Raw genomic sequence first — 12,501 nt, forward strand, 5'->3', positions numbered from 1 at the left:
TACAACAATAATTAAATTGAAACAGAGAGAGGAAATGAAATGAAAAGAGTATGGAAATCAATGGATTATTCATTATTACTTCCTCTTGTTATCTTATGTGTGCTGGGAGTTATAATGGTATATAGTTCTAGTTCCATTGTTGCGATTTCGAGGTTTGATAAACCAGCAAATTTCTTTTTTAAAAGACAATTAATTACTTTAGCTGCTGGGACAATAGTATTAATAATTCTTGCTATTATTCCATATAAAGTGTGGAGAAAACGAATCTTTTTATTGGGAAGTTATGGAATTAGTGTAGCGTTATTAGCAGCAGCTGCCTTTTTTGCTAAAGCAGTAAATGGTGCAAATGGATGGATATTTGGAATACAGCCTGCGGAATTTGTTAAGATAACAGTTATTCTCGTATTGGCTCATTTCTTTGCGAAAAGGCAAGAAACGAATACGTCTGTTTTTAAAGGATCAGGACCAGTACTTTTGGGTGTTGGTTTAATCATGTTTTTAATTTTAAAGCAAAATGACTTAGGTACCGATATGTTAATTGCGGGAACAGTAGGAATTATGTTTCTTTGTTCAGGAGTTAATGTGAATTTGTGGATAAAGAGATTCTTGTTAACGTCTATAGTATGGGCTCCGGCGTTGTATTTCCTTGGGAGTTATAAATTAAGTCAGTACCAAAAAGCACGGTTTTCCGTTTTTCTTGATCCATTTAGCGATCCACAAAAGGATGGATTTCAATTAATAAATTCGTTTATTGGAATTGCTTCGGGAGGGCTAAATGGTAGAGGATTAGGAAATAGTGTACAAAAGTATGGTTACTTACCAGAACCACAAACGGATTTTATAATGGCAATTATATCTGAAGAACTTGGTTTTATAGGTGTGGCTATTATTTTAATCTGTTTATTACTTATAATTATTCGGGCGTTTAGAGTTGCACAAAAGTGTAAAGATCCATTTGGAAGTTTAATAGCTATCGGAATTGCAAGTTTGTTTGGAGTCCAAACATTTGTTAATGTTGGTGGTATGTCTGGATTGATACCACTTACAGGAGTTCCTTTACCGTTTGTTAGTTATGGCGGGAGTTCCTTATTAGCTAATCTACTCGCGATGGGGATATTACTCAATATTGCTAGTCATGTAAAACGACAAGAGAAACAACAGAACGAGACAGTTAAAGAAAGAGAACAAGGCGGACCACATCTTGTAGTTGTAAAATAAAACACATTGTGCTTTAGAGCGCGATGTGTTTTTTTATTTTTAAGTATTTTTAAATATGATGTATTAATTTATCTTTTAGTTAAAGGGTATATCACATTAAGTTGAAAGTGATATACAATTAGGTTGTTACATAAGGAAGAGGTATGCTATACTATTTTTGTGAGACAAATTGCTCAGAAAACTTATCATTTGTTAAAAAATAAGGTATGATGGATAAAAATAAAGTGAAGCTTTCTAAGTATAATATAATGTAGAAAGTGAAGAACTTCACGCTCTTTATGGTGTGTATATATTTTATCTCTAGAGTGGTAGGAAAGTAGAGGGGGAAAATCATGACAAAGCTGCAACGTATTCAAAAAGTATTGGTAGCTAACCGTGGAGAGATTGCAATTCGTGTGTTTCGAGCTTGTTCGGAACTGGGATTAAAAACAGTTGCAATCTATTCTAAAGAGGATAGTGGTTCTTATCATCGTTATAAAGCCGATGAATCCTATTTAGTTGGGGAAGGAAAAAAGCCAATTGATGCTTATCTAGATATTGAGGGCATTATTGAGATTGCGAAAAGTAATCATGTAGATGCAATTCACCCTGGATATGGTTTCTTGTCAGAAAATATTCAATTCGCAAAACGTTGTGAAGAAGAAGGGATTATCTTTATCGGTCCAAAAAGTAAGCATTTAGATATGTTTGGAGATAAAGTAAAAGCAAGAACACAAGCGCAGCTAGCACAAATTCCAGTTATTCCTGGTAGTGATGGGCCAGTAGATTCATTAGAAGAAGTCGAAGAATTTGCCGAAAAGTATGATTACCCGATTATTATTAAAGCTTCCCTTGGCGGTGGCGGTCGTGGTATGCGTATTGTACGTACTAGTGAAGAATTAAGAGAATCGTATAATCGAGCAAAGTCAGAAGCAAAAGCAGCCTTTGGTAATGATGAAGTATACGTAGAAAAATTCGTTGAAAAACCTAAACATATAGAAGTTCAAATTTTAGCAGATGAAGAGGGCAATGTTGTTCATTTATACGAGCGAGACTGTTCTGTACAACGTCGTCATCAAAAAGTAGTAGAAATTGCACCTAGTGTGTCGCTTTCAGATGATTTGCGTCAGCGTATTTGTGATGCTGCTGTGAAATTAACGAAAAATGTAAATTATTTAAACGCAGGAACAGTTGAATTCCTTGTAAAAGATGATAATTTCTATTTCATTGAAGTAAATCCGCGTGTTCAAGTAGAACATACAATTACAGAAATGATTACAGGAGTCGATATCGTTCAATCACAAATTTTAATAGCTGATGGACATGCATTACATAGCAAAATGGTAGGTGTTCCAAAGCAAGAGGAAGTTGTTGTACATGGATTTGCAATACAATCTCGAGTAACGACTGAGGATCCACTAAATAATTTCATGCCGGATACAGGAAAAATTATGGCGTATCGATCAGGTGGTGGCTTTGGGGTTCGTCTTGATACAGGTAATAGTTTCCAAGGTGCTGTTATTACACCGTACTATGATTCTTTACTTGTAAAAGTTACAACATGGGCGCTTACTTTTGAACAAGCTGCTGCAAAAATGGAACGTAACTTAAAAGAATTCCGTATTCGTGGTATTAAAACTAATATTCCATTCCTAGAGAATGTAGTAAAACATAAAAACTTCTTATCAGGGGAATATGACACTTCATTTATTGATGCGTCACCGGAACTATTCTTGTTCCCCAAACGTAAAGACCGCGGAACGAAAATGTTAAATTATATCGGGACAGTAACAGTAAATGGCTTCCCAGGAGTAGGGAAAAAAGAGAAACCAATTTTCCCAGATGCTCGTATACCAAATGTATTACACTCAGAGCCAATCCAAAATGGAACGAAACAAATTTTGGATGAGCGTGGAGCAGACGGATTAGTAAAATGGGTACAAGATCAAAAACGTGTACTTTTAACGGATACAACATTCCGTGATGCGCATCAGTCATTACTTGCAACGCGTATTCGTACAAAAGATTTACACCAAATTGCAGAGCCGACAGCGAGAATGTTACCGAACTTATTCTCAGCAGAAATGTGGGGCGGTGCAACGTTTGATGTTGCATATCGTTTCTTAAAAGAAGATCCGTGGGAACGATTACTAGATCTTCGTGAAAAAATGCCAAATGTTTTATTCCAAATGTTACTTCGTTCTTCAAACGCGGTTGGTTACAAAAACTATCCGGATAATTTAATTCAAAAGTTTGTGGAGTGTTCTGCTCAAGCTGGAATTGATGTGTTCCGTATTTTTGATAGCTTAAACTGGGTAGAAGGTATGAGAGTTGCGATTGATGCTGTACGAGATACTGGTAAAATTGCAGAAGCAACTATGTGTTACACAGGGGATATCCATGATCCGTTACGTAGTAAATATGATTTAAATTACTATAAAAATTTAGCAAAAGAATTAGAAGCATCAGGAGCTCACATTTTAGGTATTAAAGATATGGCGGGCTTACTAAAACCAAATGCAGCATATGATTTAGTTTCAGCATTAAAAGAGACGGTATCGATTCCGATTCACCTGCACACACACGATACGAGTGGAAATGGTATATTAACGTATACGAAAGCAATTGAAGCAGGTGTTGACATTGTCGATGTAGCAGTAAGTTCTATGGCTGGTCAAACGTCACAACCAAGTGCGAACACGCTATACTATGCGTTAGGTGGAAACGAAAGACAGCCAGATGTTAATATAGATTCATTAGAAAAATTATCTCATTACTGGGAAGATGTACGTAAATACTACGCACCGTTTGAAAGTGGTATGAATGCTCCTCATACAGAGGTATATATGCACGAAATGCCAGGCGGACAGTATAGTAATTTACAACAACAAGCGAAAGCGGTTGGCTTAGGCGATCGTTTCGATGAAGTGAAAGTAATGTACCGCCGTGTGAATGACATGTTTGGTGATATTGTTAAAGTAACACCATCATCTAAAGTTGTCGGTGATATGGCATTATTCATGGTTCAAAATCACTTAACAGAACAAGATGTTTTAGAGCGTGGACATTCTATGGACTTCCCAGGATCTGTTGTTGAAATGTTCTCTGGAGATTTAGGACAACCATATGGTGGTTTCCCGAAAAAGTTACAAGAAATTATTTTAAAAGGGAAAGAACCATTAACAGTAAGACCAGGTGAATTATTAGAACCAGTAGATTTCGACGCGTTAAAAGAAGAGCTATTCCATAAACTTGGACGCGAAGTGACGATGTTTGATGTAGTTGCATATGCATTATATCCAAAAGTATTTATGGATTACGAAAAAGTTGCTGAGATTTATGGAAATGTATCTGTGCTTGATACACCGACATTCTTCTATGGTATGAGACTTGGTGAAGAAATCAATGTGGAAATTGAACAAGGTAAAACATTGATGGTTAAACTAGTATCAATTGGAGAGCCTCAGCCAGATGGGAATCGTGTTCTTTACTTGGAGTTTAACGGTCAACCACGTGAGATTGTTGTGAAAGACGAAAGTGTGAAAGCAACAGTTGCACAACGTGTGAAAGGAAACCGTGAAAATCCAAACCACATTAGCGCAACAATGCCAGGAACGGTTATTAAAGTAGTTGTAAAAGAAGGCGATGAAGTGAAAAAAGGCGATTCTATGGCAATTACAGAAGCGATGAAAATGGAAACGACAGTTCAAGCGCCGTTCAATGGTAAAGTGAAAAAAGTATATGTTAACGATGGAGATGCAATTCAAACGGGTGACTTACTCATTGAATTAGATCACTAAAATAAAAAAGAGTTGTGGAAACACAGCTCTTTTTTATTAAGAAAAAATACCTTGCCAATTCGGCAAGGTATTTTCATTTATTTTGTTTGTTTAGAAGTTGATGCAGCTTCTTTTGCATTCACTTTACTTCTTGTACCTAACATAACTAAATAGCATAGTACAGCAAACAAGCAAGAAATGAATAGTGAATGTAATAATGCCATTGATAAACTAGCATTTGTAAATACGACTAAAATTCCTACGATAGCTTGAAGTGTAACAAGGATAAATGAGATGATCCATCCCCAGTATACGACAGGCTGCTGTTTGTAATGGCGGATAGCGAGAATCATCGCGTATAGTATCCAAGCGAAAATTAACATCGCTGCAACTCTATGTCCCATTTGAACCCATTCATGTAATTGAGTTGGCATAGGTCTATTTTTGCTACATAAAGGAAAGTCTGGACAGGCTAAGCTAGCTCGTTCGTGACGTACTAAAGCCCCTGTGTAGACGACAATATAACTGTAAATTGTTACACCATAAATATGAAATTTCATTTTTTTATCCATAATAAGTGAACGTGCATCAAATTTTTGGTCAATTTCAAAGATAAGACACGTTAATAAAATGACAGAAGCAAATGAAATTAAGGAAATACCGAAATGGATAGCAAGTACAGCTGGCATTTGCCCCCAAACAACCGCTGCGGCTCCCATTAATGCTTGTGCAACTAAAAATACGAAGGATAAAATTGCTAACGTTTTTGTTTCGCGCACATGTTTATAATATTTCCAGGACAAAATACAAAGGAGAGTGACAAGAATTCCTGCTGATCCTGATGTAAGGCGATGACTTAGTTCAATAATAGTTTCCATTGATAAATTAGATGGAACAAATTCGCCGTTACAAAGTGGCCATGATTTACCGCACCCTTGGCCAGAGCCTGTTTTTGTAACTAAGGCGCCTCCTAATAAAACTATTAATAAATCAAGACTCGTAATGACTGCTAACCATTTAATAAAGCGTTGCAATCTCTTTCACCATCTTTCTGCTATGAAGTTATTGCGAAATATTTTCATTCCATTATGTATAGAATAAAACGCGCTAGTTCCTATGATATATAAAAAATAATAAAATAGCAAAGAAATGGAGGGGGAAGACAGGGAAGAGAAAACGGGTGTGGAAATAAGGTTTATAAGGAAATTTTTAGGTGAAAAATAGGCTATTTTGAAAAGAAATGGGGAGAATACGTGTTAAATATGACAAAAAAGTTTATTATAGAAGGTAACATCATGTTATGATATGGATAAGTAACAATTAAGTTTTTTATGTTCGACACAAAAAGTTCATGTTTTCTTCACAAAATGTTCGGGAAATATGATTTAATATATTGGAGTATGGGCGTAGATTAGTAGTAGAATGGGTTAACAATGTTTCTACTGTAATAATATTGCTATATAGAAGCGAAATATTTCAATTTGAAATAGGCGCAAAAAGAAAGATGAAAGTTTTAAGAGGGGGTTAAAGTGATGAACCATGCAACAAGTGAGCTGCATGATGAGTCTGCTGTTACAAGCGTACCGGAAACAACTCGGTTACAAGATTTAAAAGCGCTCGTTAAAATGGGGATTGTAAACTCAAATACACTTACTGTATTTACAGGATTTTGGTTGGCATTACACTTTAATGGATTAAGTGTAATGGACAATCTGGATAAGTTATTCTTTACAATCGTTGGTTCTGGATTAGTTATGGCAGGGGTATGTTGTTTAAACAACTACATTGATCGAGACATCGATCCATTAATGGAAAGAACAAAGACCCGTCCAACGGTTACTGGAAAGTATAAACCAGGATTTGCACTTACATTTGGACTAGTTATATTACTTCTTGGTTTTGTATTTTTATTATTAACAACACCAATGGCAGTCTTAATGGGATTTATTGGTGCTTTCACATATGTTGTTCTATATAGTTTATGGACAAAGAGAAAGTATACACTAAATACTGTTGTAGGTAGTATATCTGGTGCAGTTCCACCTTTAATTGGGTGGGCAGCAATCGATCCATCTTTAGGCCATCCAATTGCTTGGATGTTATTTTTAATTATGTTTATTTGGCAAATCCCACATTTCCTTGCATTAGCAATGAAACGTGTTGATGAATATCGAAACGCAGGAATTCCAATGCTTCCTGTAGTTCATGGATTTGAAATTACGAAACGCCAAATTATGATTTGGACAGTATGTTTATTACCACTACCATTTTATATGAGTGGACTAGGGATAACATTTATGGTAATTGCAACACTGCTTAACATCGGATGGATCGTTTTAGGTTTTTATGGCTTCCGTAAGAAAGATGACATCAAATGGTCTGTGCAAATGTTTGTTTATTCCCTAAATTATTTAACAATCTTATTTGTATCAATGATTGTAGTTACATTCTTCTAAGACAACGACATAATTGGATTTCTTTACGTTGAGATTTACTTTACTTAACTATAAAGTACAATCTAATTCACAAGGAAAGTGGGGGTTGTTTGTATGAAGAAACAGTGGCGACTGCTTTCGTTCGTTTCACTGCTGGCTTTACTGTTAGGGGGATGCGGTAAAGCCTTTCAATCTACTTTAATTCCGCAAGGAGAGGTAGCAAAAATGCAATATGATCTGCTCTTACTAGCAAGTGCGATCATGGTAGGAGTAGTACTAGTAGTTACTATTATTTTCTTATATGTAATTGTGCGTTTCCGACAAAAGAAAGGTCAGGAAGATTATATTCCGGAGCAAGTTGAAGGGAATCACAAACTAGAAATTATATGGACAGTTATTCCGATTATTCTTTTGCTAATCTTAGCTGTTCCGACGGTTACATATACATTCAAACTTGCTGATGTAAGTGCGATGGAGAAAAAGAATATTGATAAAGATACTATCGTTGTTGATGTAACAGCGAATCTTTATTGGTGGGAATTTTCTTATAAATCAGAAAAGATAGTAACTTCTCAAGATTTAGTCATCCCCACAGGTAAGAAAGTGTATTTGAATTTGAAGGGTGCCGATATTAAACATTCGTTTTGGGTTCCATCTTTAGCTGGGAAAATGGATACAAATACAGATAATGTGAACAAAATGTGGTTAAAGGCAGATAAATCGGGCACTTATAATGGTTTTTGTACAGAATTTTGCGGCCCATCACATTCTTTAATGCAATTCAAAGTGAAAGCTTTAGATGAAAGCGAGTACAAAAAGTGGCTTGCTGATATGAAGAAAATTGATGGGAAGAAAGAAGTAGCTTCAACAAAGGCGCAAGAAGGCCAAGAAATATTTAATAAAAGCTGTATTGGTTGTCACGCAGTTGGATCTAATGATAGTAGACCACCTTCCGCTCGTATCGCACCAAACTTAGCAAACTTTGCGGATCGCGATACAGTTGCCGGCATTGCTGAAAACAATGAAGAAAACTTAAAAAAATGGCTGAAAGATCCTGAAAATATGAAACCAGGAAATAAAATGACTGGTAAATATGGCAACTTAACAGACGATCAAATTGATGCATTAAATGCATATTTACAAACGTTGAAAGTTGAAAAGTAAAGAGGGATTATTCGCGAAGGGGAGGTTGAAAACGTGAGTTCTGTAGCAAAAAAACAGGGGATGGGTGCTGTCATATGGGATTATTTAACGACAGTAGACCATAAAAAGATTGCCATTCTCTATTTAATTGCAGGTGGATTGTTTTTTATAATAGGCGGAATAGAAGCTCTATTTATTCGCCTTCAATTAGCGATTCCTAACAACGCTTTTCTTGTTGGGGATGCTTATAATCAAGTATTAACTATGCACGGTACAACAATGATTTTCCTCGCAGCTATGCCACTCGTGTTTGCATTTATGAACGCCGCTGTACCACTTCAAATTGGTGCACGTGATGTAGCGTTCCCGTTTTTGAATTCACTCGGATTTTGGTTATTTTTCTTTGGTGGAGTATTTTTAAATTTAAGTTGGTTTTTAGGTGGAGCACCTGATGCAGGATGGACATCTTATGCATCTTTAGCTTTAGCCTCTAAAGGCCATGGTGTTGATTTTTATGTGCTTGGCTTGCAAATCTCCGGTATAGGTACATTAATTGGAGGTATTAACTTCCTTGTAACCATTATTAATATGCGTGCGCCAGGGATGACGTATATGCGTATGCCGATGTTTACATGGACGACATTTGTAACATCTTCATTAATATTATTTGCTTTTCCGCCGTTAACTGTAGGATTAGGACTTTTAATGTTAGACCGCTTATTTGGAACAAGTTTCTTTAATCCAGCACTGGGCGGGAATACAATTATATGGGAGCACTTATTCTGGATTTTCGGTCATCCAGAAGTATACATTCTTATACTCCCAGCTTTCGGAATATTCTCGGAAATCTTCGCGACGTTTTCGAAGAAACGATTATTTGGTTATTCGTCGATGGTGTTTGCGACAGTATTAATTGGATTTTTAGGATTTATGGTATGGGCGCATCATATGTTTACCGTTGGGCTTGGTCCGGTTGCAAATGCTATTTTCTCGGTTGCAACAATGGCGATTGCGGTTCCGACTGGTATTAAAATATTCAACTGGCTCTTTACAATGTGGGGCGGAAGTATTCGTTTTACGACACCGATGATGTGGGCAGTAGCCTTCATTCCATCATTCGTAATGGGAGGAGTTACAGGTGTTATGCTAGCATCTGCACCAGCTGATTATCAATTTCATGATAACTATTTCGTAGTAGCTCACTTTCATTACGTAATTGTCGGCGGTGTTGTATTTGGTTTACTAGCAGGAGCCCATTATTATTGGCCACTGATGTTTAATAAAGTATTGAATGAAACGTTAGGAAAGATAACATTTTGGTTATTCTTTATCGGTTTCCATTTAACGTTCTTCATTCAGCATTTCCTAGGATTAATTGGTATGCCACGTCGTTACTACACATATCTTGAAGGTCAAGGGTTGGAAATGGGCAATATGATTAGTTCTATTGGAGCGGTATTTATGGCTCTTGGAACGATTGTTCTTCTATTCAATGTAATTAAAACAACAGTATCAAAAGAAAAGGCTGGTCGTGATCCATGGGATGGACGTACATTAGAATGGACAATGCCAGCACCTACACCAGAATATAACTTTAAACAATTACCATTTGTTCGCGGGTTAGATCCGTTTTGGATTGAAAAACGTGAAGGGAATAAAGAGATGACAGCGGCGGAACCAGTTGGTGATATTCATATGCCAAATCCATCATTTTCACCATTTATCATTTCTTTAGGATTGTTTATAGCGGCATTCGGTGCAATGTATATGCAGGGTGGAAAAGATAAGTTTTGGTTATTAGTAGCAATTATCGGTTTAATTATTACGTTTGGTACAATGTTCCTACGTTCAGTAATTGATGATCATGGATATCATATTCATAAAGAAGATTTAGAAGATAAGGGGGGCAAGGCGTAATGCATGTAGATGAAAAATTAACGAATGAAACATTTCCAGCAGAGCCTGAAAAAGCAACCCTTGAGGGGAAAAATAAGTTTGTCGGTTTTTGGTTATTTCTTGGAGGCGAAACAGTATTGTTCGCTTCCTTATTTGGCACATATTTAGCGTTAAAGAATTCTACAAATGGCGGACCAACATCTCAAGAGATGTTCCAAATGCCACTCGTTTTCATTATGACGATGCTTTTATTAACGAGTAGCTTAACGAGCGTATATGCGATGTACCATATGAAAAACTTTAATTTTAAGAAAATGCAACTTTGGCTACTGGTAACAGTGCTGCTAGGTTTAGGGTTTTTAGGATTTGAGATCTATGAGTTTTATCATTATACGCATGAATTTAAGCATACTATGAGAAGTAGCGCATTTGGTTCCGCGTTTTATGCTCTTGTTGGTACACATGGACTCCACGTATTGTTTGGATTGTGTTGGATTTTAACATTAATCTTTAGAAATGCGAAGAGAGGTCTAAATTTATACAATGCACCGAAGTTTTATGTTGCATCGATTTATTGGCACTTTATTGACGTAGTTTGGGTGTTTATTTTCACTGTAGTATATTTGATGGGAATGGTGGGATAAACAATGGCGATAAAGCAAACGAATAATCCTAAAGTTGATCTTGTTTATCGGAAAAGAAAAAGTGCGGAGGAAATGAAGCATCAAGTTATTACATTTGCATTAATGATTTTTTTAACATTAGTTGCATTTGTAGCAGTAGCATATCCGAAAACTTTTAGTCCGACTTTTTCAGTACCATTTATTTTACTATTAGCGGTGGTACAAGTAATTTTTCAATTGTATTATTTTATGCATATGAGTCATAAAGGACATGAAGCGGCAAGTTTCTTTCTTTATTCTGGTCTGTTGATCGGATTAATTACAATTTTAGCTTTTATGACAATTGTGTGGATTTGAAAAGTGAAGAATAAGGGAGCTTGTGTTGACACAGCTCCCTCTTCATGTTATGTGAACGGATAACCTTAAGAAGGTAGGTGTGAAAATGAGTAACTTGTGGATATTTGGTTTTCAAGCGCTATGGAGTCCAATCTTTTTACTATTTATGATTTCAATCCTTATTGGGTACTTTTTAATTATTGGGCCATATAGAATGCGATTTGAACATGCGACAAAGGTAAGTAAGAAGCAAGTTTTTTATTTTACGACTGGAATTGTTCTTTTGTATTTTGTAAAGGGAGGGCCTATTGATTTAATTGGTCATATTATATTTAGTGCACATATGTTTGAAATGGCAGTTATGTATATTGCCGTTCCGCCGTTATTGTTGCTTGGTATACCAGTTTGGTTATATCGCTATATTACTTCTTTTAAGTTCGTTCAAATTATATTGAAGATATTTGCTAAGCCACTTATTGCATTGTTTGTATTTAATGGCCTGTTTTCTTTTTATCATTTACCAGTTGTTTTTGATACAGTAAAACAAAGTCAAATTGCTCATCCTATTTGTCTCGCTATATTGTTCTTTACGGCAATCATGATGTGGTGGCCGATGCTAAATCCATTACCAGAATATCAAACGTTGAGTGATATAAAGAAACTTGGTTATATGTTTGCTAATGGTATATTATTAACGCCAGCTTGCGCGTTAATCATTTTTGCGACGGCACCATTATTTGCAACGTATACGGATCCGGCTGCTTGGATGAAGGCGATGGAATTATGTGTACCAGCGGGAACTTTATCTGATTTAAATATAACTGGACCAGAATTTTTACACTGGATGCCCGTCGTGCAAGATCAACAAACAGGTGGCATCATTATGAAAATTGTCCAGGAAATAGTGTACGGTACGATTATTGGTTATGTGTTCTTTCGATGGGCGCGTAGAGAGCGTGAAAAAGATAAAGAACAGTTGCAACAATTACCGCCATATTTACAAACGAAGTAAAAAGTGTATGGGTTTCCATACACTTTTTTAGTTTTACTAAACTTTTATAGATTGAATTTTCTGATTATTTATGTTAAGTT

Annotated in this window: 9 protein-coding genes; 8 read left to right on the plus strand and 1 reads right to left on the minus strand. The window is 36.1% G+C overall.

The window, feature by feature from the left end:
* Positions 1 to 39 precede the first annotated feature (39 nt).
* Positions 40 to 1,218, plus strand: coding sequence for an FtsW/RodA/SpoVE family cell cycle protein (locus ACTFRS_RS15770; protein ID WP_087954453.1), 1,179 nt, complete (start codon positions 40 to 42; stop codon positions 1,216 to 1,218).
* A gap of 332 nt (positions 1,219 to 1,550) precedes the next feature.
* Complete coding sequence (gene pyc / locus ACTFRS_RS15775; protein WP_139866897.1) at positions 1,551 to 4,997, plus strand: pyruvate carboxylase; 3,447 nt, start codon at positions 1,551 to 1,553, stop codon at positions 4,995 to 4,997.
* 77 nt (positions 4,998 to 5,074) lie between these two features.
* On the opposite strand, the gene ctaA is transcribed toward pyc, so the two are convergent.
* Positions 5,075 to 6,010: a heme A synthase gene (ctaA, locus tag ACTFRS_RS15780; RefSeq protein WP_001188737.1), complete on the minus strand. Its 936-nt coding sequence runs from the start codon at positions 6,008 to 6,010 to the stop codon at positions 5,075 to 5,077.
* A 498-nt stretch (positions 6,011 to 6,508) separates the two neighbouring features.
* On the opposite strand from ctaA, the gene ctaB reads away from it, so the two are divergent.
* The 6 genes from ctaB to ctaG all read left to right on the plus strand — a co-directional run bounded on the left by ctaB (position 6,509) and on the right by ctaG (position 12,421).
* A complete protein-coding gene (gene ctaB, locus ACTFRS_RS15785) occupies positions 6,509 to 7,432 on the plus strand; it encodes a protoheme IX farnesyltransferase (protein WP_001015058.1) in 924 nt (307 codons plus the stop codon).
* Positions 7,433 to 7,525: 93 nt separating this feature from the next.
* Positions 7,526 to 8,575, plus strand: coding sequence for a cytochrome c oxidase subunit II (gene coxB / locus ACTFRS_RS15790; protein ID WP_000745271.1), 1,050 nt, complete (start codon positions 7,526 to 7,528; stop codon positions 8,573 to 8,575).
* Positions 8,576 to 8,635: 60 nt separating this feature from the next.
* Complete coding sequence (ctaD, locus tag ACTFRS_RS15795) at positions 8,636 to 10,471, plus strand: cytochrome c oxidase subunit I (RefSeq protein ID WP_011040617.1); 1,836 nt, start codon at positions 8,636 to 8,638, stop codon at positions 10,469 to 10,471.
* Positions 10,471 to 11,094 (plus strand): cytochrome c oxidase subunit III, encoded by a 624-nt coding sequence (gene ctaE / locus ACTFRS_RS15800; protein WP_000557861.1) that lies wholly within the window; start codon positions 10,471 to 10,473, stop codon positions 11,092 to 11,094. Before ctaD ends, ctaE begins: the two co-directional genes overlap by 1 nt.
* A gap of 3 nt (positions 11,095 to 11,097) precedes the next feature.
* Positions 11,098 to 11,430 carry a cytochrome c oxidase subunit IVB gene (gene ctaF, locus ACTFRS_RS15805; protein WP_000985703.1) on the plus strand — a complete coding sequence of 111 codons (333 nt, stop codon included), beginning with the start codon at positions 11,098 to 11,100 and terminating at the stop codon, positions 11,428 to 11,430.
* An 85-nt stretch (positions 11,431 to 11,515) separates the two neighbouring features.
* Positions 11,516 to 12,421 carry a cytochrome c oxidase assembly factor CtaG gene (gene ctaG / locus ACTFRS_RS15810; protein WP_139866899.1) on the plus strand — a complete coding sequence of 302 codons (906 nt, stop codon included), beginning with the start codon at positions 11,516 to 11,518 and terminating at the stop codon, positions 12,419 to 12,421.
* Positions 12,422 to 12,501: the final 80 nt, after the last annotated feature.

This window comes from Bacillus cereus group sp. MYBK139-1, assembly GCF_051916915.1.
Classification (GTDB): Bacteria; Bacillota; Bacilli; order Bacillales; family Bacillaceae_G; genus Bacillus_A; species Bacillus_A pacificus.

Coding starts and splice junctions, on each gene's coding strand:
- ACTFRS_RS15770 (WP_087954453.1), top strand. CDS start 40: ATGAAAAGAGTATGGAAATCAATGGATTATTCATTATTACTTCCTCTT.
- pyc (WP_139866897.1), top strand. CDS start 1,551: ATGACAAAGCTGCAACGTATTCAAAAAGTATTGGTAGCTAACCGTGGA.
- ctaB (WP_001015058.1), top strand. CDS start 6,509: ATGAACCATGCAACAAGTGAGCTGCATGATGAGTCTGCTGTTACAAGC.
- coxB (WP_000745271.1), top strand. CDS start 7,526: ATGAAGAAACAGTGGCGACTGCTTTCGTTCGTTTCACTGCTGGCTTTA.
- ctaD (WP_011040617.1), top strand. CDS start 8,636: ATGGGTGCTGTCATATGGGATTATTTAACGACAGTAGACCATAAAAAG.
- ctaE (WP_000557861.1), top strand. CDS start 10,471: ATGCATGTAGATGAAAAATTAACGAATGAAACATTTCCAGCAGAGCCT.
- ctaF (WP_000985703.1), top strand. CDS start 11,098: ATGGCGATAAAGCAAACGAATAATCCTAAAGTTGATCTTGTTTATCGG.
- ctaG (WP_139866899.1), top strand. CDS start 11,516: ATGAGTAACTTGTGGATATTTGGTTTTCAAGCGCTATGGAGTCCAATC.